Here is a 23,161-nt window from a genome sequence, read left to right on the forward strand (position 1 = left end):
GTTAACTCACTATACTTCTCTCGGAGGTCCATGACAACTATTCTAACTCAGGGGGAGAGCCACCGATACGCTGAGTGAGACAGTGGCTCAGTACTAAGCGTATGGGCGGTGCTACCGCACCGAAATATTCATTCATATAAGAAGCACAATTTATTTTACATTTTCGCTAAAAACATTATGACCCCTCTAGAAAGTAATACTACCACTGAAATAATTGTCATTACGCGATTCTTTATTTTAAAGTAAAGTATTAAAGCCGAAATCGCAACAAATAGTAAAAGCACATCTACCCAACTTATACTTCCGCTCAATACAACGGAAAAATTCGTCATGAATTCACTATAAAGAATCAATACAACCCAAAAGAGACTTTGCAAAGCAAGTAGAACAATAATTAAGTTTAATAAAACCAATAGTTTTTTCTCCATATTCACTCACCTTCTAAAAACTTAAAGTAAATATAAGCACACTCTTGAATGCAAGAACAAGCGTCGCGAAAAAGAATCCTATTTTTTTCACGCTAACCTCCATTCCGCCGCTATCGCTGGCAGCACAAATAGTAATGAAAAATGGTTCGTGGCTTTCACCACTTGGCAATAATTGGTGTGAGGAGAAGATATACTACAAAGCACGGTGAGGTGAGTCATAGACTGTCTGACTGCCATTTACAATATGTTTGTTACTGGTGAAGTGTGGAATCCGTCCTTTGGTCCCCAAATCGCTTGGATATTTTTTCTTAGTACAAGTAGAACTGCCGTTTCAGCCAGTGCTGACTCTTTTCGCTGAAAGTTCCTTCTTGACGGGACAAATAGCCTCAATCCTTACAGGATTTATTCTTCCTCCCCACGGAGGAATTCCTCTTTTCCACTCAATACTTCAATCATAATCAATGCTCCTAGTCTAAATCCGCAGACAAACGATTCAGTAGCTTCCATTGAACTTGATTGAGAACGTAAATCCAATAGGGTTTCCAGCTGATTATACTCATCTTCAGAAAGCTTCTTTTTCCAGATTGCACGAATTTCTGATATTCTTTTATTTAATGGACGGTATTTGGGGTCTTTTGAAACAATCAGTTCACTGGGATATAAGTTGCCGTTATACAATTCTTCCAGAATAGATTTCATATTCCGCCTTCCCTCTTTCTATAATACTTCTGCAGTCACCTCAAGACAATTATAGTTTAGTAAATTGTCCACTATTGATTTTTAGCGATAATATCGCTAAGATTCTCTCGAGTGGCGAGGTGAGGTGGATGTACCCACCGGAATCTTAATCAAACTGGCCGAATTCCATAATACAAGTACAGATTATCTCTTGAACAGAACAAACAGAAAAAAGCCCTATCCGAAAGCGTAAATTAGTCAAAAAGAGCCTTCCATACTGAAGGCCCCTTTCTCAGGACAGCTCTGAGTTCTGAACCATATTACGCAAGAACTTCATAAGATCCTCCGAAAGATCTCCCCGACGCAGTGCGTATTCGATAATAGTTGCTTCCACAAAACCTAACTTATCCCCTACGTCATACCTTCGACCTTCGAATTCATAGGCATGGACATCCTGATACCGTCCCAGTTCCCGAGTAGTTTGGCTTTTTTGGGATTTTTGGTTATAATAAAGATGGAGGTGTCTCAAATGCAAACAACACAAGGAATCCGGAGATATCATAGTCGTCGTCCATTAACGGTTGATTTAACAATTAATTCAATTGTAGTTAACGGTAAAAAAACAAAATATTCCCAACGCGCAGGACAAGTTTTACGGACTAGATATTTAAAGAAGTTGGCTTATTCAAACAACCTTGAACAACTGAGAAAAAACCTCGAAGCGTTGATAGAAATTGATTGTAAAGAAGCTCAATTACCAACCCTTACTTTTCAATCCATTCAAGAGACATTACGTTTTGTTGGTTTTGAGAATAAAGAAATGTGGAACACAGGTAAGGTGGCTAAAAAGCTTGGAATATCAAACCAAACAGTGGTCAACTGGATACGCGCTGGTAGACTCAAAGGATTAAAATTGCCCTCTGGTCAATATAGAGTATACGCGGATCAATTTAGGACAACTGATGCTCAGGATGCTGAATTCGATGCATTTTTTGATGAGATGACTGAACGTCATAAAGATGTTTTGCCACTGAGCGATGATTGTCTGGAGGATCTATAAAATGGAACGGGTTCTTTTGGATACGAATATTCTCTGTGGGGCAATTCTGGGCAACGGTGTAAATAGAAAGTTACTACAACTTGCTAGAACTCAAACGTCTTTTAAACCAGTGATTAGTGAAGTTGTGATTGTTGAGTTCATAGCAAAGTGCAGATCTGGCCTAACTAAGAAGAAAATCGTAATTCCGGAAGATATAATTGATCGTTTTTTTACGTTTTGACCCCAATGCTTGAGCATGAAAATATTGAGCGTGTAGCGATTGGCCGGGAAATCTATGTTGATTATCTAACTTATTACAAGGCTTCGATTCAAGAATTCTTTTATGATATGTTTATAAAGAAAAAGGGTTGGGTTAGACCTGATTTGCTGGCAGCCATTACAGAAACAGGTAAGAAGATAGAGAATACGGATCCAGGAGATATCCACGTAATGTTTGCGGCAGTTGAGCATAACTGTGATCTTTTAGCCAACGTACAATGTAGATGATTTCCCCAATGTGTTTTGCGGCGTAGAGGTAGTACGACCGGATCGGTATTATGATTATCTCATAAGTATCGCCAATGACGAGTAATAAACTAAAATTGAAAAGGATGAATATTTCGGCGTTGCAGCTCCACCAGTAGGCCCTGTACTATACCACTATCTCGCTCAGAATGAGCCACCCTGTTGCTGGTTGAACCTGCCGCTGGAATTATCGCTTTGCGAATTTTACGCATCTACTCTTTCTCCTTTTAACAACTCTTAGACTGATTTTGGCACATATGTATATGTGTATTTTATTACAAGTACCATCGCCTTTTCTTTAAGCTCACTACTATAGGTTTTAATCCACTGCAGCATGAGGTGATTTAAACTCTACCTACATTATTACGGCTCGGAGAGACTCACTCACTCATTCATACAATTTCAACGCGACAGAATTGGTTTGAGCACTAATCAATTTACTTTACCTTATAATACTCCACATACCAATCCGCAAACCTCTGGAGCCCTTCTTCTATACTCGTACTAGGCTTAAACTCAAAATCCCTCTCCAAAGGTGAACTGTCACTATAGGTCGCCTTTACATCGCCCGGCTGCATAGGCAGGAACTCTTTCTTGGCGATAATCTCTCTCCCAACTGCCTTACTCAGTGCTTTTTCCAAGGCAGCAATATAATCCATCAATTGCTCTGGTTGATTGTTTCCAATATTGTACACTGCATATTGTATACCATTTAGGATGCTGTCCTTATCAACTTTCTTCGCCGGTGGATTACACAAGATCCGGGCCACGGATTCAACGATATCGTCGATATAGGTAAAATCTCTATAGCAGTCTCCAAAGTTAAACACGTTGATCGTCTCGCCCTTAAAGATCTTCTGAGTAAAACCAAAATAGGCCATGTCTGGCCTTCCCATCGGACCATAGACTGTGAAAAATCTTAAGCCTATCGTAGGAATGCCATACAACTGACTATAAGTATGCGCCATCAACTCATTTGACTTCTTGGTAGCAGCATAAAGAGAAACAGGATTGTCCACCTTATCATCGGTTGAGAACGGAACCTTCGTATTTGCGCCGTACACGGAACTAGAGGATGCATAGACTAAGTGATCGACCGGGTTATGACGACAGGCCTCTAAAATATTATAGAACCCGATAATATTACTCTCAATATAGGAATCTGGATTCTCAATACTGTAGCGAACACCAGCCTGCGCAGCCAAATTCATGATAATATTTGGCTTGTACTCCTCAAAGACCTTTGTGACCGCTTCCTTGTCAGCGATGTCCCCTTTGATGAAGGTATAGCGCTCATAGCCTCCTAGCAGCTTCAGTCTGCTAACCTTTAGATTCACATCATAGTAGTCGTTCATGTTATCGATTCCAACCACCCGACATCCTTGCTCCAACAGCTTCTTAGACAAGAAAAAACCAATGAATCCTGCGCCGCCAGTAATTAAATAAAGTTTACTCGGGTCTAATTCCTTATATCCTTCAATCATATTAATTAGTCTCCTTTTATTTGAGGTGTCTTAATATTAAAGTGGAAAGCTCGCAGCGGTAATTAATTCTGACCGTGGTTATGCCCTCCACTCATCATATACTATTGGGCGACAGTTACTTCCTACCTATAGAGTAATATTCCACGCCGCTTTCTCTCATCTCGTTCACATCATAGATATTCCGTCCATCATAAACAAGTGGGGTTCGCATCAGTTTCTTATAATCTTCCGGCATAACCGCTTTTATTTCTCCCCATTCGGTAAAAATAAAGCAGACGTTAGCGTTTTCAAGTGCTGCTTCAGCGCTCCTTACATAATATATATTCCCTTTGCCATACTCTCCTTCTCGCTCTGAACTTATCTGAGGGAATCTCCTCCTAAAGTTTTCGCTGCCGACCGGATCATAGGCATAAATCTCTGCACCTTGAGCTAATAATAAAGGTATATTATCTAGCGACGGAGCTTCTCTTAAATCATCGGTTCCAGGCTTAAAGGTTAACCCAAGCACGGCTACTTTTAGACCATTAAAGGTTATAAGCCTCTGACAGGCCTTCTTATATAAAAGGACTTTTTGATCGTCATTCACATCAATAGCAGCCTTAACGGTCCTTAGCTCATACCCATGCAGGGTCGCCAGGTAATTCAAGGCTTTCGTATCTTTCGGGAAGCAGCTGCCGCCATAACCGATACCGGCATTTAAAAATCGGCTGCCAATGCGGCTGTCATACCCCATCCCTCTAGCGACATCTTCAATATCCGCGCCAACCAGTTCACAAAGGTTAGCGATATCATTCATATAAGATATTTTCAGCGCAAGAAAATCGTTGGCAGCATATTTAATCATTTCCGCAGACCGTCTTGACACGGATACAATCGGTAATCCGAACGGCTCATAGATGGCCATCAGCGTATCCTCAGCTTTTATGCTATTGGTACCAATAATAATTCTTGCCGCTTCTAGCGTATCTCGCACTGCTGTGCCTTGAGCTAAAAACTCAGGATTCGAGGCGACTTGTACATTGACATCATTCACTAAAAAGTCCTGAATAAATTGCTCCACCTTGTCATTGGTGCCTACAGGGACTGTGGATTTTACCACAACAAGGCAGTCCTTTTCTACTGTTTCAGCGATCTGTTTTGCTACTGTTGCTATGTAAGACAAGTTGGCAGAGCCGTCAGGCTGTTCCGGAGTTCCAACGCCGATAAAGATTACGTCAGCGTTCTTGTAGGCTGATTTGTAGTCGGTAGTGTAAGTTAATCTATCTTTATTAAGATACATTAATTCCTCTAAATCTTGTTCGTAGATTGGGGAAATGCCTTGTTGCATCATTGTAACTTTATTCACATCAATATCCCCACAAGTAACATAATGTCCTCTGTGGGCCATGCATACGCCTGAGACTAAGCCAACATAGCCTGTCCCTGCTACTGCTATCTTAAGTGGGTGGGGTAGAGTCTTGGGGGTTTGGGTTTGTGGTGATAGTGTTTTAAATGTTATATTGTCCATAGCTGTTCTCCTTTTAGGATTGATTTAGTTTCGGGGAACACATAAAGTGGTTTAAGACATTCCGAGAGGTACCTGATCCCGAGTGAAGAGGCGATCGAACGTGAGACTCTTCACCAAGTAAAATTTGCTATACGCATGAGCCATTAAATTCATTGGACTTTCTAGTTGCGGCATATAAGCTATCTGGATGGATTAGATTTCCTAACAATGGTAATAACTATTTTCGCCCTTTAGTCATTTTTGCGGGACAACCAACATATACAGAGTTTTCTTCAACATTTGACAAGACTAAAGAGTGCGCCCCAATTATTGAACCTCTTCCAATTATTACATCTCCAATAATTGTTGAATTACAATATATAATGACATCGTTCATAATTTTGGGATACTTACAAGTGCCTTCATCTTTTCTTCCAATTGTAACATTTTGATATATAGTAACATTTTCCCCGATTGTACATTCTTCACCTATTACTATTCCCTGTGGATGCGGTAAGAAAAGACCTTTTCCTATGTTAATTTTACAGCTTATAGTACAATTATATTTTTTATAAATTCCGAATTCACACCACTGTCTAAGAAATTTTAATTTCCTTACAGCAAAATAATGACCTAACCTAATCAATACACATATTTTAGCGGCGGGTGAAGAAGGCCATAATAAGGCCTTTCCCATATATTTTAATTTTATTTTAAAGCTGTCCGTATCGGTATAATAATCCTGCATTAAATATTCTATTATCTTTAACATGCTATTCTCCTACTACACTTCTTCTGAATCATTTTAATAATGTTCATTATCTCGTTCTTGTTTCTAAGCATTACAAATATACAATTTGCAATCAGTAAAATGAACATAATAATCTGATTGCGTATTAAACTAAGTGTAATAACATAAACTGAAGGAATAATAATTGGTATCCATTTAATATTAAGTCCTGTCAATTTATATGCAAAAAAGGCTCTTGCAAGCATCATCACCAGTCCACCGGTTAATTGCCCAAAAATAATTCCATACAATCCAATGTAATTAAGCAGAATCAACGAACCCGAAACACTAACTACGGCCCCTAATATTGTTGTAGTAAAAATATAATTTGTTTTATCTGTCACTTGAAAAGCAGATCCAAAATTTGTGGCTACATTCGTAAAAACAGCATACAAAAGAAATAATGGGATAAGATAAACGGAAGTATAATAATCTGTATTTACTAAAAACAATTCAAATATTATTTGAATTAAAGGTATGGCTACTATAACTACCGAAAAGTAAAACTTGAATAGTTGCTGGATAATATATGTAAATTTTTTTGTATATTTATTTAAATCATCTGTATCATATGCCTCCTCAATTAATGCCATAGCAATGATAGATCCAAAGGTAGTAACTAACACTGCAAATTTATTTGCAAAAGAATATAATCCATTTGCAGAAGTTCCTAGAAAATTTGTTACAATTACTTTGCTCAATCCTGAAATTAACCAGAGCGAAATTATATTTAGCATCATTGGTGCCGAAAACTTTAGCATTTCTCTCAATAATCCGAAATCAAAATATTTGATACTAAAATAACCGCATAATTGTATTTTTATTTCAATTATCAATACAATGCACAATTGTGATATTGTATACGATAAATACAATCCAATTAGACCCATCTTCATCCAAACAACAAAAATTAGTACCAGAAGTAAACATATAATCGAACCAACAATACCAGAAATTACATAAATTATACTGTTTTGAACAGCTCTCGCTGAATATTGCCAGATCTGGGCTAACGCATAGGTAACTATCATAAAGACAATTAATCCAAAATAATTTACATTAAAATGACCAAGATTATAGAGACTAAATGTAAATCCTAAAGCCAAAATTAAAGTCGTAAACACATACAGCAACAATGTTGTAAAAACATTTCTGTGATTTATTTCTTTTTTAGAAATTGAAAATTTTAGAATAGCATCCCATATATCCAAGAATATAATTGGTGCCAAAATATTCATGATTGTTTGGGCGTAATCAAAACTTCCTAAATCGGATGGTGTGATGAAAAATGCATAAATAGGAATTAATAAAACCATTACAACTTTTGATGAAAAATTCCCCACAAAATACAATATTATCTTTTTAACTATAGTATTTGTTTTTATAGTTTCCACTTAGATCACCGTTTTCCAAAAATATTAACATAACAGTATAAACATGAATACAACAATACCGGGATCGAATAATTTGCAATTCCACCTGAAACTGATAATGCAAACACAACCGATAAATAAACGGGATATGACTTTAATTTGCTTTTGCAAAGATATAAATAGAGTACTTTACCAACAATCCCCATAATAAACATTCCTATAAAAATTCCAGCATAATTAAAGTTAATATATAACTCTCCAATTATAGTAGGTGTTACACCACCGCCGCGAAACGACATACCCAGCATCTCTTTTATCCATAAGGTAAAATCTAAATCAGGTCCAGGCATCAACATCTCGAAATTTATCAAATAAGTATATCCATGTTGAAATGGTATTTGAGATGGGAATTTACCAAATATATATGACAAGTTATAATTTCCATTTAAAAAAACAGAGTTAAGAGCATTTGTAATAGTTGTTATATTTTCGTCATCAGATAAACCAGTTCTCAACATCCCCAAAATTGCAGTACTTATAAGTACAATAATTCCATATTTAATAATTAATTCGGGCTGAACTTTTTCTGCAATAATCCTATAAATAACCATTTGAATTATTATAATAAATATAGGGCTTCGGCCACCCAAAGTTAATAATATAATGGATGATATTAATGTAAGTGCCCAAAACCAATACTTAACTTTCATTTTCTGGTGTAATTCTTCATAAAGCATTGGTATTGTTATCATAAGCATCCTAATTAGATAAAGGTAAGCGCCATTTCCTTGCTGTGACGAAATCCTATTGGATTCAAAATCATCAGACAATAACACGCCAATGTTTTCACGCAAATAAATCAACCATATTAAGAAAGAAATACCAATCAGAATTAATAATATATCTTTCTTTTTCATTACTGGAAGGTAAAGATGAGCATATTTTATTTTATTAAAAAAACAATTAGGGGCCATTGAATATCCACCTATAAAACAGGCGTAAGCACTTGATGTAACTAATAAATAATTAAAATTATACTCATAGGATAATGGTACTAATATAATTGGACCTAATGCAATAAATACAATATACGCACAAGCGAATATTACTGCTGGATTTATGAAATTAAATTTCGTTTTATAAAACAAGAATAATGTCGATCCCAATATTACCCAATAATACATAGTCAATCCGTATGTATTACTCATAGTAATGTTTCCATAAAAATTGTAAATACTATATAATAATAATGTAAATATACTAGTTATTATATAAGCTAAATTTTTCTTTTTTATAGTCATTATTACCTTCATCCCTCAAAACAATTAACTTCTAGAGAACCCTAAATTAAATAAATAAAAATATGCATTTAGAGCACCATACCAAACATATAATCTGAAGTATCGTATCTATTCCATAATGCTGAAACTAATTCGATTAATACATATTTTCTATTTTATGAAAATTTTATCATTTCTGAGCCTCAGGAATAAAACAGTTCTCACTCAGGCTGTACTTACCACCTTTAAGGAACTTATGCTTGATTACCCACAATCCAGGAAACCAAATGTATTTATGCATAGCAGGTGAAGCACTACCAATCATCCAGCAGTTTCTATCACACTTCTTTGTACATTCTCTGACTTGGTTGGCCTGATCGGAATTCCATAATTCATCCCAAGTATGCTCATGCAAGTTACCCATAACTGCTTTCTTCGCCATACCATTACAAGGAATAACATCGCAGAACGGATCAATAAAGAACGCACTGCTGGACATATCACAAGGTAGCAGTCTCTTATTACCATATATGTAATTGATTAGTCCATGATTGAAGTATGCTCTAAACCATTTCTTTGGAGAATTACTCTTAAGAAGTTCATTAATTAACTTCTCCAAATTCCGGGCTACATGGTACTTATTATTAATTTTGTTGTCAGTCTTTCTAAAGTAGAAGGAATTATGAAGCGTAGCTGTTGCGAACTCCATACCAAGTTCATTGGAAAGCTCATACAACGGAACAAGGTCTTCACAGTTCATATCCTGAACTGTCATACCAAAGCCGACATCTGGATGGCCCATTTCTACCAATATTATTAATGTATTGTATCCTCGATTGAAGCCATCCGGGATACCACGAATTGCGTCATTGGTCTTCTGCAGACCTTCAATACTGATACGAATACCAATCTTCGGAAACCTCTTGCAGAGGTCTATGATTCTATCAGTGAAATAACCATTTGTAGAAACCACAATTCGGTCTGATTTCTTGTAAAGTTCCTCTATAATTTCAGGAATGTCTTTACGGATGAAAGGCTCTCCGCCCGTAATATTTGTAAATGCCATTTCCGGCAATTTTTTAATATCCTCTAATGTGATTTCTTCACTGGGTTTAGAAGGATCTCTAAAACAGTCACACATATTACATCTAGCATTGCATCTATATGTAACAATTACTGTTCCCCAAAGTGTTCTTCTGGTCATAACGATTTCCTTTCTTTTCAAACAAATTTTATTCTATTTTTTACCGGCTTAATTTCTCACCAAGCTGCAGGTTCTTATTTCAATTTCTTGCTTTTCTTCATGCACTTCTTAGCTGTCAGTTCATTAAATATTTTCATCAAATCATTGAAATGCGTTTCTGGCGCAAATCTATCCAATAATCTGCTATAACTGTTAACGCCCATTTGAATGATCAGGTTATCATCATCCATTTTTTTCACAAGTTCAACAATATGGTTTGCGTTTTTAGGTTCAAACAAATACCCATTAAATCCGTTAACCACCAATTCAGGAAGACTTCCAATATCACTTGCAAGCACTGGCTTAGAGTATTGAAATGATTCAAGTGCTGTATTCGGAAGGTTATCATACCAAATCGAAGGAATGAATGTAAACCGTGCATTTTTAATAATGCCTTCCATCTCAGTTCCAGACTTAAATCCCACAAATTTAATGTTGGTTAAGCCTTTCTGGTTCACATATTCTTTCAGTCTCATGCCTTCCTCGGTTGTATCATCTCCCATTACAATCAACCGATATTCCTTCGGAAGTTTTTCATAGGCTCTTACTAAAGTATCCACACCTTTTTCCTCGGTAATTCTACCAAAATACAAGCCGTACTCGCCGATGATAGGGTCTCCAATCTCGCTCTTACTAATTGTAAATGTGGGTATGCAATTGATCTTCTTCTCATCAAAACCGTTTGCACCCAATTTCTTCTTTAAAAAGTTTGACGGAGTGATAAATGTATCAATGTTATCATATATCTTAATCAGTTTGTGAACCTTCATTGAGAAAACTCTGATTACTGATGCAAATAAGGAACCCTTGACACATCTGTTTTTCAAACATGAAATAAAGCCTTTTGTCAGACACTCTTCACAAATTTTCTGCTGATACATGAAATCAAATCTAGGACACAGAAGAAAATAATCAGACAAACGAAGAACAACCGGAAGTCCCATTTCCTTTGCGCCTCTTACAACACTTGGTGACAGTTTATTAACATAGTGGAGTATATACACCAAATCTGGCTTTGTAGTTACAATGATTTTCTTAATAGCTTTTTTAACTTCAAAAGAGTACACACTGCGACTTATCATTTGTATGATAACTTTTGGTGTCTTTTTGCATTCTTCAAAATATGTCGCATCCCTGCTGCCAATCGGCTCAACAAAATACTTTGAGAATTCGGTTTCTACATTTTTATTAGAATGGATGGAGAAAGGAACCACTTCATGCCCTTCTTCTTCCAGTTTCTTTTTTATATTAAACATATACTTTTCTGGACCGCCAGAAATGAAGTACCTGTAGTTTACTAGTAGTATTTTCATCACTTTACTCCTTATGATTTTATCTACTAAATATCACAAGCTCTAAAGCTAAGACCCAAAAAGATTATGAATTTAAATGAGCATATTAACTTTATAAAAATTGTGGTAGCAGGAGCAGGATACGACCACGCAGAGCAGATGACAGAATAATTACTTTAAGTGATTCGATTATCTCTTCTTCCTTTTCCTATAGAGCTCTACTGTTTTCTCCACAACTGCAGCCCAGTTAAACCTTCCACAGATGTACTCGCTAGCTTCCCTGCGGTATCCATTAACAACTGTGGGATTTTGAACTAACCATTCCAGCTTCCTCCTCAAATCCTCCAAAACGCTCTTTTTAAATGAACAAGCCTTATCTTCAACCACTTCTGTGTTCTCGGCAATGTCCGATACCAAACAGCAATTACCATAACTCATGGCTTCTAGTAACGATATAGGCATCCCTTCTATGTCACTGGGAAGAACGTACACATAAGCGTTGCTGTAGAGTTCTTCAAGTACTTCTCCCTGAACAAAATCAGTAAATACCACGCGTTCATCTTCTCTGGCCTTTCGTTTAATATCAGTCATGTACGCGTCTGTGTGGCTGCTTCCCCCGGCAACAACTAATTTTTTTATGGTATTAACCTCTCTAAATGCGTCTATTAAGTAATGAAGTCCTTTCTCCGGCACAATGCGCGCCAAGAATAATATGTACTCATCTTTTTGAATACCAAACTTCTCTCTGATAACTGCATCGCTCTTGATCCCAGGCTTCTCAATTCCATTTGGGATGAACTTAACCTCTCTGCCGTATGTATCCATAAAATACTGCTGGGCATTCTCGGAAAGTACGATCACTTCATCTGCATACTTAGCAGCAATTTTTTCACCAAATTTCAGATACTTAATAGCGAACCCACCCCACTTTGCTCTCTGCCAGTCTAAGCCATGAATCGTTGCAACTGTCCGAATACCAAACAGATGCGGAATCCAGAGCATGGCACAAGGACCCTCTGCATGATAGTGGATGCAATCATATCTGCCAAATAGCGCACTAAATGTTCCTAACATCGAGTAAACGAGCGCATTGAATTTTGCATTATGCAAGGTAGGTACAGTAATAATCCTGATACCCTTATACTCCTTCAGGTTTTTTCCATTGGACTTCCCATCGTAACCTCTACCGCTTACATGATGTCCTTTTCTGTTATAAACATGTACCGTGTGCCCTGCAGCGACTAGCCGGGTGGAGAGTTCTTCAACAGCTATTTCAATGCCACCCTCTCTGGACGGAATCCGTTTGTGGCCAATCATCGCTATCTTCATGACATGCGCCCCTTATATTACTTATCATTTATTTTCATAAATGTTGCAATTCTGACCTTTTCAAAACAGACCTTCTATATTATATAAAGAAGAAATAGTTCTTACTTTAAATTATTTAGATCACTTCACATATCATCTGGCTATTATTTACCTTAGGAGAAAACTAAACACATAGCCACAAGTTTTTACAAAACTATTTTCATAAATTAATTACAGCCTCACAAATCAGTTCATTGTGAAGCCGACCTTATTTTCATTCTTAAGGGATAGTTTCCATGAAATAATTCTTCTCTCAAGGAACCACATCATACTTCATCTGTAGAAACAACTTATAAAGTTAATCATTTTATTTGTTTAAACTTTATGAGCATATATAGCACAGAGTTCGAACCTATAAAGCAAGCCTACCCACTACAAGATAAACTTTCACAATGTTCCCCTAAAATTTGTCTCTTTAGCCACAGCTACTTATTGTATTGACTTGAAATTTAGTTTTCATATTCTTCCGCAATATCTAACAAATATCTGTTCCCGATCCGCCGCTAAAATAATACTTTCATTCCTTTACTCCTCGTATAATTAGCCTCTTCCTGTTATATACACACTGAATAAAAACTCAACTCTGTTTTACTGAGGCAATATTTCGAGACTCTAACTCGCACCCTTCCATATCAACACCACTGGCACCGTCTTCGCCAACATCTCCATATCCATCCACAACGACCACCGCTCAACATACTCAGCATCGATTTCCCCATCCACTCTTCAAAATCCACATCATTGCGTCCGCTAATCTGCCAGATACAGTTAATCCCTAGCCTCACCGCCAACCACTTCTGATGTTTCGGATCATACATATTAACCTGCTAGGCAACGGAGGGCGCGGCCCGACTAGACTCATATCTCCCACCAGCACATTCCACAATTACGGTAACTCGTCCAAACTCGTATTCCTTAAAAACCTTCCGACCGCGGTAACCCGAGGATTTTTCGTAATCTTAAACACCGGCCCACTCATCTGATTAAGGTGAGCTAACTTCGCCTTAAGCTCTTGCGCATTCACAACCATTGATCTAAATTTATACATTTTAAAAATACGCCCATTTAATCCAACCCGTTCTTGACCAAATAAAACCCGACTCTCAGACGAAACTTTAATAACTATCGCAATTGCCAACAAAATCGGACTTATTACTACGAGACCAATACCCGTAAGAACAACACCCATGCCCCTCTTGGCTAATTCCTGCAACAGAAAGTCTCGGACGACCATCATAAGCAACCATTGGGAGTCCACTAAAATCGATCGGTCTACTCCGAGCAACTTTAACACTGTCTCATCAAGGAATCGTTACTATTTTCCCATGTAGTAATTCGAGACAATCCTTAACCCGTTCATCTGATAATGGTGCCGCGATAACCATAAGATCTACTATTTTCATACCTATAACGGTTTCAAGATTAGAATAATCACCTAAGTATGTTATCTCCAGACCATTGCGTTCAGGGGCCAAGTAACGACCACTTTGTAATAAACTAAGGATTTTTATTGTCATAAGTATGCGCTCCAAGAATTAGCACATACACCCACCTAAACTTGATTCGTTTATTAATCCTAACTCGCCCCTCTCCTCCCCAACACCACCGACACCGTCCTAGCCAATATCTCCATATCCAACCACAGCGACCACCGATCCACATACTCAGCATCCATCTCCATCCACTGATCAAAGTCCACTTCATTTCGCCCACTAATCTGCCAAATGCACGTAATCCCCGGCCTCACCGCCAACCTCTTCCGGTGTTTGGGGTCATACAAATTCACTTCACTGGTCAAGGGTGGCCTGGGCCCCACTAAACTCATATCCCCTTTAAAGACATTAAATAACTGCGGAAGTTCATCAATACTTGTCTTTCGAATAAACCTCCCCACCGCTGTCACCCTAGGATCATTAGTAATCTTAAAGACAGGTCCACTCATTTCATTCAAATCAGCCAATCGTTCTTTAAGTTCCTCCGCATTGAAAACCATTGAGCGGAACTTGTACATTTCAAACGGCCTACCGTTTAAACCAACACGTTCCTGTGTGAATATCACGGGTCCCTTGGATGTCACTTTTATCACAAACCCAACCATCAAAAATACAGGGCTGAGAAGAATAAGACCAATGCCTGAGGAAATAACATCCATGACCCGTTTACCCACCTCATGCCAAGGCCGTCTTGGATAGCTGTCATACACAACCATTGATAGTCCCCCAAAATCCATAGGTCTGCTTCGGGAAACCTTCGTGACAATATCGTCAAGAAGGACGGCAACAGTTTTTCCCATGACATCTAGAATTTCAATCGATTCCTGAATACCCTTCTCAGTAATCAGCGCTGTTACAACCGTTAAATCAACAATATTCATACGAATAATGGATTCGAGATTCGAATAATCCCCTAAGTAAGGAATTGTAAGCCCATTTTTAGTGGGGGCAATGTAACCAATGACTTTATAACCCAGCTGTGGGTTATCCCTTACCTTTTGCAGATAAAGTTGGGCTGCGGTGCCTCCCCCCAGAATCAGTACGTAACGAGTATTGCGACCAACCTCTCGCCAGGCTTGTAGAATCAGCCGTGTCACAATATGCATCCCAATGGTTAAACACAAGGCAAAGGCACCAAAATAAAAAAAGAACCGATTGCGTAGCAAATTTGGATTATAGAGATTAATTAATATCATGCTCACTGCAAGTGAGAAAAAATGTGCTTTTAGCATTTGCCGGAGTTCACGCCACGCAGACATGAAACGGCGAGATTGATAAACCTTATAGACATTACTTCCGATGATCCACGTCAGAAGGTAGATTAGAAATATCACCAAGTACTCTGACCATGTTTCACCTGTCACTACATGTTTAATTTGATATAATTTCAAAGCAAATGAGAAGCCTATTGATATCAGAACAATGTCAACCAGCTCTGATATGATTTCAACGATCCCACGCTCCCTTAGCATTGTCCCACTTCCCTTTTCCTTCTTCCCCGTATAATATACTGATTTTAACTCTGATACTTATCCTGAATATTCATTCACTCATAGCCATTAATAGCAGCCTCCGCTAAGTCCGCCACCTGAAAGTAAGATTAATCTCATTGGCAAATCCTCTCTTGTTCTCAGTTAAGATATAGCAAATTCAAGATAATCTTAACAACAACACTCTTAGGTCTGCTTTCAGGACTATAGTCCTACAACCCTAGGCCCATTATCCTAAGAAAGGACTACTTATTTCCCAATTCGTTGTTAATATGGAAATTCCTGCAGACAAAATGCCAATTTTTCCTACAATATTACAATAATTCTATGTATTTCCGATTTATAGATGTCGCTTACTTGCACCAGTCACCTTATTACTCCCTTCAGCGTCTAACATAATCCATAATCTACCTTTCTTTCTCCTTCAACTTATTCGTAAAGAATCTTACTCGAGTTTAATTGATAGGATGCAAAGTTATTTTACAAAAGATGGGTAACATTTCTTCGTTCTTATGTTACAATAATGTAAATTACTTAATATTTATCAAATTTACCATAGTAATTTTTTACAGCAGAAGAGGTAGGACGATGTCTATTCTGAATGTTTTAATCGTTGACGATGACCCAAGTGTCTTAATCCTGTTGGATTCAGCCCTGAGCAAAAATGGTTATCAAGTTCATAAAGCCCCATCCGGTGAGGAAGCTCTGAGAATTTTAGAATCCTTAGACATTGACTTGGTGATCTTGGACGTCGTCTTACCGGGGATAGATGGCCTGACAACTCTTAAGGAAATACGGCATCATCCTATTAACGGAAAGGTTCCCGTGCTTATGCTTACGAGCAAAGATAGCGAAATCGATAATGTCATCGGTCTGGAATTAGGGGCGGATGATTATATCTCTAAACCAATTCGCTATCACGAGCTTATAGCACGCATAAAAGCCGTCCTGCGCAGAACAGACCAGAGTGCGCCCACCTCTTCCTCCAAGATATCATTTCGGAGTCTGGAGATGGACCTTGCTACTCGCAGTGTTACGCTGAACGGCCGAGAGCTTCAACTTTCCTTCAAGGAGTTTGAGCTCTTAGGTTATTTGGCTAAAAAGCCAGGCAGAGTCTTTACTCGCAATGAGATTTTAGATGCCATCTGGTCTGAAGATGTCTTCTGGGAAACCCGCACAGTGGATGTGCATATCCGCAGAATTCGCAAAAAAATTGAAGCGACAGGGCAAAGTTCTTGTCTGATTGAGACCGTTAGAAATGTGGGCTATCGGCTTCCAAGCTCTTTTTAAGGGTCTGAAGTTCCCCTACTAATGCAGAGATTAGGGCCTTAAGTTTATTGTACTGTTCTTGTAACTCTTGCCAATTTCCAGCCTGAGCCTCCCCTTCCAGTCTCTTAGCCCCCTCAAAAACCTTCATTGTGTAAAGACAGGACAAAGCGCTTGCCAATCTGTGAGCGCTTTTTTCTAATGGGTCAGAATCGCAAGCCTCCAGATCCGTCTGAATCTTCTCCAGCAAAGATTGATAATTTATTAGAAAGTCCTCGATAATGGACAGCATGACCGTCTTGCCAAATAGCTCTGCTTCCTGGCGGAAAACCTCGTAATCAATAAGCTCATCCCCCTGCTCTCCTCTGGGTTCGAGTTTATCCCCTCTAAGATGCTCTTGGCTTACTTCCCCTGAATGGCGAATCTTCTGCAGGATGTTCAGTAAATAGTCCTCCCGAATGGGTTTGGCCAGATAATAGTCACTCCCTTGGGCGAGGAGTCTTTCACGGTCTCCGAGAATAGCTGAAGCAGTGAGGGCAACGATAGGGATATGCTTACCCGTATTTTCTTCCAGGTTACGAATGATCTGAGTTGTCTCTACGCCCCCCATGACGGGCATATTCTTATCCAGCATAATACAGTCATAGTCTTCGAGTTTCAGGGCTTGTATTAGTTCGAGGCCATTATTGACAACGGTTACTTCACAGTTGTGATAGGCCAGAACGTGCTTGATATAGGTCTGATTGGCCAGGTTGTCTTCTGCGGCTATGATTTTTAATCCTTTTAAGTCGTCCTTCTTTTGATAATCGAACTTCAAGCTATCCTCTGTGACAGCGATCTCCTGCTGTGTTGCCCTCCCCAGGGGTAAGAGACAACGAAACTTGCTGCCTTGCCCTTCCCGGCTCTGGACTTCAATGTGCCCATCCATCAATTCCACCAAACGTTTGACGATCGTCAGGCCAAGCCCCGTACCGCCGTATTTTTTGGTGATACTGTTATCCCCCTGGGAGAAGCTTTCAAAAATGCTTTGCAGCTTTTCGGGTGATATGCCGATTCCCGTATCTTCTATGATAAATTCAACCTCAACCAGCATTTCATTGACGGCAAGACAAGTAGCGCTGAAATCCACCTTCCCTTGATGGGTAAATTTCAGGGCATTGTTTAAGAGATTATTGAGAATCTGGCTGATTCTTAAAGGATCTCCGCTTAGATATTCCGGAATTTCTGAACAAATCCTCGAAGTTAGGTGTATCCCCTTGCCACCGGCCTGTGATTCATAGCTTTCTAGGATTTGCCTGAGTAAGTCTTTTAGGTTAAAGGCTCTCTCCTCAATCACTAACCGATTGGATTCTATTCTGGAGATGTCCAGGATATCGTTGATAATTCCTAAGAGGGATTCTGCTGAGGATTGAATCATCCTGACATAATCCTCATTGTAGCGATGATTTTTTTTCAGGAGGCTGGTCATTCCCATAATCCCTTGAAGAGGGGTCCTGATCTCATGGCTTACATTAGCCACGAAGCGGGTTTTATTTTCATTGGCTTCTGCCAGCTTGTGATTGCTCTCGGCGAGGGCAATATTTTTTTTCGTCAATTCCTTGGTATGGTCTTCCAGAATGCTTTCCAGGTTCTGATATTGTCTGGCGTTTTCTATGGAGACTGCTATCTGGGAAGATAATAACTGTAAAAGGTGCAAGCGCTGCTTTGTGAAAATTCCCGGTGCCAGGTTATTTTCCAGGTAAAACAGGCCTATTACCTTATTCTTAATGATCACCGGCAGACAGAGAATGGATTTATCTTTCTGCGGGCCGTCTAAAGTGATGGTTTCTCCCGTTCTGACCACATAGCTGATCAACTTCACGGGCAGGTCAAACCTTGCTTGGTTCAGCCCTGTGGACTGCAATAATCTGACAGAGTTATCTTCGGCATTCCCCTCTGCTTCAATGGTTAATCTATCTTCATGATTCATGATTAAGACGACGGTTTGAGCGCCGGAGTTTTGAAGCATGATTTTGATCAGCAGCTTGAGCAGGTCCTCCAAGACTATTTCACTGGAAATCGCTTGCCCGATCTTAATAATGGTGGACAAATCTATATCCGGGATATCCTTGGGCAAGGGCGGATAAGACCCATTCTGAAGCAATTTGGGATAACGGGTCTGCAAATCATCCGCTTTAGCCTGAGCTCCCCACTCCAGATAGCACTCAAGGGCTTGCTGCAGATAGAATTTAGCCGACACCTCTCTCCCTCCGGAGAGATAAAACTCAGCCGCCAGTTCATTAGCCAGGGCTTCCTCTTGGATAAATTGGTGGGTTCTGCCATACTTAATAGCTAAATCGTAGTAGGTTGCGGCAGTATAGTCCTCTCGGTCCAGTCTGGCCTTTTCCGCTTTGAGGAGATAGAGCTTGTTGAGAATATTTTCCGGGGCCGACCGAGATAATTTTTCCAAGGCTCTGATGTTCTGCTTGATTTTTTTCCTGCTTTGATATCGTTTAGAGAAACTTAGTCTCTCATAATTGGCCGCAATCACTAATCCTCCGTAAAATTGAACTAAGGGCAGGCAGAAGGTCCCTAGGACACCGTCCAGATATTCTTCGACATAGGGCAGGTTTTCTAAGGCTCGCAGAGGGTGATGGAAATAGAAAGCCTGAATCAGGCGGTGAAAATAGATGTTGAAGACAATCGTCCGATCATTAGTCCTAGTATAGACCGGAAGCAGGACTCTATCATCAAAATAATCCCCCACTAAGGCACAGGGGTCCGGGGTTCTGCCGGCAAAATTCAAAGCAGTCTGGCGATAGAGTTGACAAAGGCGGAGAGAGGTTTCATGCCCTGTTTTGTGCATGGCATTCTGATGTTCCTGCATTTCTTCCTCGATGAGAGGGAGCTGCCGTCCGGAAAAATACGAATAGACAAAGTATTGCATGATGGAGTGACCGGCAGAAAGCAAATCTCCCGCAGCGAAACCGCTTATGTAGGTCCCGGGGAAATCTTCTAATGTCGCTCTGAGAGGGTCTTTGCTGTGTCTGATGACCATGTTGAACATCATGCGGATCTTGCTGTCAAACCGCTTAACCCCCAGTCTGTTCTGCAACTCCAGGGCTAGTTGTCCGAATTCATACCCTTTGTCTGCTTTTTTCAAGAGCATGTTGATAATGTAGCCATAACCGGAATAGGCCACGATGGTTTCTTCTGTAATCCCATATCTAAGGGAAATGCGCAAGGCTTTGAGGACGATTAAGATAATGGTGTTGTAAGAAGCAGAGTAGCTGCCGATCCCGGTGCTGTTGAGGATGCGCATAATGGTCATGTGCTTTTCATCGGTCATCTTGGGGAGATTTAGTAAGTCTTCCCTTTCCTTGCCCCGTAATGCCCAGAGGGTTTTTAGATATTCGAGGATGACATACCCTAAATGGGGCTTTTTAGGAAAGTGCACTCCTAATAAGTCCAGAATATCTTCTGCAATTGCCATGGCTTTTTCTAATTCGTTTGCCGCAGTATAGGTGGCGATCCTGATTTCTGAGATTCTCGCCAGATCCAGGCTGTCTTGACAGTGAACCATGGTCTCCGCTGCTACTTCTTCCATGCGTTGGAACTGTGTACAAACGTAGGCCATTTCTGCCAGCTCAATATGTAACTCCAACATAAGGGGGTAGTGAGTAATCCAAGCTTCTTCAAGGCATAATTCTTTGCCCAAGCTGAAATAGTCCAGAGCGCGTTCATAGGCTGAGGAGGCTTTAGCTTTTTTACCGGCTTTCAGATTCAGATTGGCGGCTAGGTAACGTTCAGTTGGATCGTCAATTAAGTTAAGGGCGATGTTCAAATGATCGACCAGTTCGAAGAGGCGGTTTTCCTGTTCTTGTTCTGTTAGCTTGGCAATGGACAGCTTGCCGATTCTATAGTGAATGATCGTTTTTGTCTCATCCTCCAGGAGTGAATAGGCGGCTTGCTGGACTCGGTCGTGCAAAAAAAAGTATTGAGCACCGTTATCTAGGATAAGTCCCGACTCGACAGCCTCTCTCAGGGTTCTCTCGATTGTGCTCAAGGGCTTTTCCGTCACCATCTCTAAGGTATAGGCGTCAAAGCTATTCCCGATACAGGCGGACAGTTTCAGGATTTCCACCGTGGGCAAAGGCAGCTTGCTGATCTTTGCCAGCATCAAGTCGACGACATTTTCCGTGACCTTGCAGCTCAAGATGGCCGGGAGATCCCAACCCCAGGCAGGCTGCAGGGTTTCCTGCTTCAGGAGTCCTTCTTCTTTCAGGAGGTATAAGAACTGAATCAGGAAAAAGGGATTTCCTTTCGTCTTTTCCTGACAAACTTGAGCCAGGGGCAGGGATTCCTCCCCCGGACGTTTTAAGGTGTTGGAGATCATTTCGTTGACATGGCCTAACTCCAGCGGCTTGATGTCAAGGACCCGGACCTTTAGGTCAGCATCTTTAAGGCGATGGAAGAGTAACTGAATAGGGTGGGTCGAATCTATCTCATTATCCCGGTAAGCTCCAATGATCATCAAAAATCCGGTCCGGGCCAAGACCAGCTGTTCGATCAGACGCAGGCTGAATAAATCTGCCCATTGCAGGTCGTCCAGAAACAGCACCAGGGGTTTTTCAGGGAGAGCGAAGAGTTGGATAAACTTGAGGAAAAGGTCATTGAACCTATTCTGGGCCTCTGTGGGGGCCAGGTTATCTACCGGTGGCTGAGGCCCGATGATCATGCCTGCTTCAGGGATCAGATCCACGATCAGTTGAGCATTGGGAGAAAGTGCACTAAGGATCTTTTCTTTCCAGTGACCCACTACTGCCTGGTTTTCTGAAAGTATTTCTTTCAGAGTAGCTTGGCAAGCTTGGATAAAGGCTAGGTAGGGGAGGTTGCTTTTGTACTGGTCGAATTTTCCTCCTGAAAAGATGCCCTTATTATCCCCCACATATTCCAAGAACTTGTTGACCACAGAGGTCTTTCCCACCCCGGAATAGCCCGCAAGGAAGATGAGTTCCTGACCGCCGTCCTTTATCCGTCCATAAACCTGCTTCAGAGTCTCCAACTCTGTATCCCGGCCATACAGTTTGTTTGGGATGGATAAACCTCTCTGCTTGTCGAATTGGGCGATTTCGAAGGGTTCGATCTCCTCGGATTGGTTTTCGACGTTGAGACCTTCGAGGCATTTCTCCAGATCCCGTCGCAGAGCAACCGCAGTTTGGTAGCGATCTTCCGGCTTTTTATGCATGAGCTTGTGGGTGATGTCGGACAAGACTGAGGGAATACTTGGGTTTAACCGGCTTAAGGGCAGGACTTCTCTGGCCAAATGGGCGTAAATCAGTTCCAGGGGATCATTGGCATTAAAGGGAGGTTGACCGCTGAGCATATGATAGAAAAGTATGCCCAGGGAATAGAGGTCCGTCCTGGAATCGACCTGCCGATTGATTCTGCCGGTCTGTTCAGGGGATAAGTAACGCAAGTCGGCAGGAGGGCAAGAGACCCCCGGACTGAAGTCTTTCAGTTTAACATAGCTTCTGTCGAAACTGACCATAATGCTGCCGGGACGGATGTTCTTGTAAATGATCTTCTTTCCGTGGAGAAGAGCTAACTCTTCAGAGATCTTGAGGCCGATCTTTAGAATACTCTGGATGTCTAAGGGCTTCCTTCTCATCAAATCTTCCAGCCGGAGGAAATATATTCCTGACAGATCCTTTACCACGTGGGCCGGAATTGTTTCAAGGTCTATCACAACGTTGTCCGTGAGGGTCCACCACCTTACTTAGCGTCAATACGCCTACTTTACTTGATGAGCATAGTCAACTTCATAGTCAGCCTATTAATGATAAAAGCAGTTTCTTGTTACCTTTTTCTGCTTGGTTTAATCAGAAAGATCCTGTCTTGACAAATTCTACCTGAGCCTGTCGTTTTCCTGCCCCGTTGACGAGCT

General features: G+C 40.2%; 18 protein-coding genes and 2 pseudogenes. 4 read left to right on the plus strand and 16 right to left on the minus strand.

Going from position 1 to position 23,161, the window contains the following annotated elements; translation table 11 throughout:
- Positions 1–155: 155 nt before the first annotated feature.
- The 3 genes and pseudogenes from LJE72_RS18855 to LJE72_RS18870 all read right to left on the minus strand — a co-directional run.
- Positions 156–428: a hypothetical protein gene (locus LJE72_RS18855; protein WP_229249545.1), complete on the minus strand. Its 273-nt coding sequence runs from the start codon at positions 426–428 to the stop codon at positions 156–158.
- A 402-nt stretch (positions 429–830) separates the two neighbouring features.
- Complete coding sequence (locus LJE72_RS18860) at positions 831–1,127, minus strand: DUF6809 family protein (protein ID WP_229249546.1); 297 nt, start codon at positions 1,125–1,127, stop codon at positions 831–833.
- A 271-nt stretch (positions 1,128–1,398) separates the two neighbouring features.
- A pseudogene (locus tag LJE72_RS18870) lies at positions 1,399–1,581 on the minus strand (UTP--glucose-1-phosphate uridylyltransferase); the annotation flags it as partial.
- 54 nt (positions 1,582–1,635) lie between these two features.
- Here LJE72_RS18870 and LJE72_RS18875 point away from each other — a divergent pair.
- From LJE72_RS18875 to LJE72_RS18885, 3 genes are read left to right on the plus strand one after another with little or no spacing between them, the layout of a single operon-like run.
- The gene (locus tag LJE72_RS18875; protein ID WP_229249547.1) at positions 1,636–2,166 is read left to right on the plus strand and encodes a helix-turn-helix domain-containing protein; all 531 of its coding nucleotides are present in this window, start codon (positions 1,636–1,638) and stop codon (positions 2,164–2,166) included.
- A gap of 1 nt (position 2,167) precedes the next feature.
- The gene (locus tag LJE72_RS18880) at positions 2,168–2,386 is read left to right on the plus strand and encodes a PIN domain-containing protein (RefSeq protein ID WP_229249548.1); all 219 of its coding nucleotides are present in this window, start codon (positions 2,168–2,170) and stop codon (positions 2,384–2,386) included.
- 5 nt (positions 2,387–2,391) lie between these two features.
- Positions 2,392–2,652 (plus strand): hypothetical protein, encoded by a 261-nt coding sequence (locus tag LJE72_RS18885; protein WP_229249549.1) that lies wholly within the window; start codon positions 2,392–2,394, stop codon positions 2,650–2,652.
- Between the two features lie 89 nt (positions 2,653–2,741).
- On the opposite strand, the gene LJE72_RS18890 is transcribed toward LJE72_RS18885, so the two are convergent.
- From LJE72_RS18890 to LJE72_RS18945, 12 genes and pseudogenes are all read right to left on the minus strand, one after another.
- On the minus strand, positions 2,742–2,882 hold the full coding sequence (locus LJE72_RS18890) for a hypothetical protein (RefSeq protein WP_229249550.1): 141 nt from the start codon (positions 2,880–2,882) through the stop codon (positions 2,742–2,744).
- 225 nt (positions 2,883–3,107) lie between these two features.
- The gene (locus tag LJE72_RS18895) at positions 3,108–4,154 is read right to left on the minus strand and encodes an SDR family NAD(P)-dependent oxidoreductase (protein ID WP_229249551.1); all 1,047 of its coding nucleotides are present in this window, start codon (positions 4,152–4,154) and stop codon (positions 3,108–3,110) included.
- A 115-nt stretch (positions 4,155–4,269) separates the two neighbouring features.
- On the minus strand, positions 4,270–5,661 hold the full coding sequence (locus LJE72_RS18900) for a UDP-glucose dehydrogenase family protein (RefSeq protein ID WP_282437928.1): 1,392 nt from the start codon (positions 5,659–5,661) through the stop codon (positions 4,270–4,272).
- A 217-nt stretch (positions 5,662–5,878) separates the two neighbouring features.
- Positions 5,879–6,412, minus strand: a complete 534-nt coding sequence (locus tag LJE72_RS18905) for a serine O-acetyltransferase (protein ID WP_229249552.1) — start codon at positions 6,410–6,412, stop codon at positions 5,879–5,881.
- Positions 6,406–7,824: an oligosaccharide flippase family protein gene (locus LJE72_RS18910; protein ID WP_229249553.1), complete on the minus strand. Its 1,419-nt coding sequence runs from the start codon at positions 7,822–7,824 to the stop codon at positions 6,406–6,408. Before LJE72_RS18910 ends, LJE72_RS18905 begins: the two co-directional genes overlap by 7 nt.
- 5 nt (positions 7,825–7,829) lie before the next feature.
- Positions 7,830–9,104, minus strand: coding sequence for an O-antigen polymerase (locus LJE72_RS18915; protein WP_229249554.1), 1,275 nt, complete (start codon positions 9,102–9,104; stop codon positions 7,830–7,832).
- A gap of 169 nt (positions 9,105–9,273) precedes the next feature.
- Positions 9,274–10,287, minus strand: a complete 1,014-nt coding sequence (locus LJE72_RS18920; RefSeq protein ID WP_229249555.1) for a radical SAM protein — start codon at positions 10,285–10,287, stop codon at positions 9,274–9,276.
- 74 nt (positions 10,288–10,361) lie between these two features.
- Positions 10,362–11,639: a glycosyltransferase gene (locus LJE72_RS18925; RefSeq protein ID WP_229249556.1), complete on the minus strand. Its 1,278-nt coding sequence runs from the start codon at positions 11,637–11,639 to the stop codon at positions 10,362–10,364.
- A gap of 168 nt (positions 11,640–11,807) precedes the next feature.
- Complete coding sequence (locus tag LJE72_RS18930; RefSeq protein ID WP_229249557.1) at positions 11,808–12,947, minus strand: glycosyltransferase family 4 protein; 1,140 nt, start codon at positions 12,945–12,947, stop codon at positions 11,808–11,810.
- An 820-nt stretch (positions 12,948–13,767) separates the two neighbouring features.
- A pseudogene (locus LJE72_RS18935) lies at positions 13,768–14,223 on the minus strand (sugar transferase).
- Positions 14,224–14,287: 64 nt separating this feature from the next.
- Complete coding sequence (locus LJE72_RS18940; RefSeq protein ID WP_229249558.1) at positions 14,288–14,503, minus strand: hypothetical protein; 216 nt, start codon at positions 14,501–14,503, stop codon at positions 14,288–14,290.
- 59 nt (positions 14,504–14,562) lie between these two features.
- On the minus strand, positions 14,563–15,951 hold the full coding sequence (locus LJE72_RS18945; RefSeq protein WP_229249559.1) for a sugar transferase: 1,389 nt from the start codon (positions 15,949–15,951) through the stop codon (positions 14,563–14,565).
- A gap of 606 nt (positions 15,952–16,557) precedes the next feature.
- On the opposite strand from LJE72_RS18945, the gene LJE72_RS18950 reads away from it, so the two are divergent.
- Positions 16,558–17,259, plus strand: coding sequence for a response regulator transcription factor (locus LJE72_RS18950; protein ID WP_229249560.1), 702 nt, complete (start codon positions 16,558–16,560; stop codon positions 17,257–17,259).
- Here the strand turns inward: LJE72_RS18950 and LJE72_RS18955 are convergent.
- Complete coding sequence (locus LJE72_RS18955; protein ID WP_229249561.1) at positions 17,222–22,885, minus strand: AAA family ATPase; 5,664 nt, start codon at positions 22,883–22,885, stop codon at positions 17,222–17,224. The genes LJE72_RS18950 and LJE72_RS18955 overlap by 38 nt on opposite strands.
- Between the last annotated feature and the right edge of the window lie 276 nt (positions 22,886–23,161).

This window comes from Desulfosporosinus shakirovi, assembly GCF_020595055.1.
Classification (GTDB): domain Bacteria; phylum Bacillota; class Desulfitobacteriia; order Desulfitobacteriales; family Desulfitobacteriaceae; genus Desulfosporosinus; species Desulfosporosinus shakirovi.

What these genes read in the sequence shown, in the direction of transcription:
- LJE72_RS18875 (WP_229249547.1), top strand. Translation starts at nt 1,636, where the DNA reads ATGCAAACAACACAAGGAATCCGGAGATATCATAGTCGTCGTCCATTA.
- LJE72_RS18945 (WP_229249559.1), bottom strand. Translation starts at nt 15,951, where the DNA reads ATGCTAAGGGAGCGTGGGATCGTTGAAATCATATCAGAGCTGGTTGAC.
- LJE72_RS18895 (WP_229249551.1), bottom strand. Translation starts at nt 4,154, where the DNA reads ATGATTGAAGGATATAAGGAATTAGACCCGAGTAAACTTTATTTAATT.
- LJE72_RS18955 (WP_229249561.1), bottom strand. Translation starts at nt 22,885, where the DNA reads ATGAGAAGGAAGCCCTTAGACATCCAGAGTATTCTAAAGATCGGCCTC.
- LJE72_RS18925 (WP_229249556.1), bottom strand. Translation starts at nt 11,639, where the DNA reads ATGAAAATACTACTAGTAAACTACAGGTACTTCATTTCTGGCGGTCCA.
- LJE72_RS18950 (WP_229249560.1), top strand. Translation starts at nt 16,558, where the DNA reads ATGTCTATTCTGAATGTTTTAATCGTTGACGATGACCCAAGTGTCTTA.
- LJE72_RS18880 (WP_229249548.1), top strand. Translation starts at nt 2,168, where the DNA reads ATGGAACGGGTTCTTTTGGATACGAATATTCTCTGTGGGGCAATTCTG.
- LJE72_RS18890 (WP_229249550.1), bottom strand. Translation starts at nt 2,882, where the DNA reads ATGCGTAAAATTCGCAAAGCGATAATTCCAGCGGCAGGTTCAACCAGC.
- LJE72_RS18920 (WP_229249555.1), bottom strand. Translation starts at nt 10,287, where the DNA reads ATGACCAGAAGAACACTTTGGGGAACAGTAATTGTTACATATAGATGC.
- LJE72_RS18905 (WP_229249552.1), bottom strand. Translation starts at nt 6,412, where the DNA reads ATGTTAAAGATAATAGAATATTTAATGCAGGATTATTATACCGATACG.
- LJE72_RS18915 (WP_229249554.1), bottom strand. Translation starts at nt 9,104, where the DNA reads ATGACTATAAAAAAGAAAAATTTAGCTTATATAATAACTAGTATATTT.
- LJE72_RS18885 (WP_229249549.1), top strand. Translation starts at nt 2,392, where the DNA reads ATGCTTGAGCATGAAAATATTGAGCGTGTAGCGATTGGCCGGGAAATC.
- LJE72_RS18855 (WP_229249545.1), bottom strand. Translation starts at nt 428, where the DNA reads ATGGAGAAAAAACTATTGGTTTTATTAAACTTAATTATTGTTCTACTT.
- LJE72_RS18860 (WP_229249546.1), bottom strand. Translation starts at nt 1,127, where the DNA reads ATGAAATCTATTCTGGAAGAATTGTATAACGGCAACTTATATCCCAGT.
- LJE72_RS18940 (WP_229249558.1), bottom strand. Translation starts at nt 14,503, where the DNA reads ATGACAATAAAAATCCTTAGTTTATTACAAAGTGGTCGTTACTTGGCC.
- LJE72_RS18900 (WP_282437928.1), bottom strand. Translation starts at nt 5,661, where the DNA reads ATGGACAATATAACATTTAAAACACTATCACCACAAACCCAAACCCCC.
- LJE72_RS18930 (WP_229249557.1), bottom strand. Translation starts at nt 12,947, where the DNA reads ATGAAGATAGCGATGATTGGCCACAAACGGATTCCGTCCAGAGAGGGT.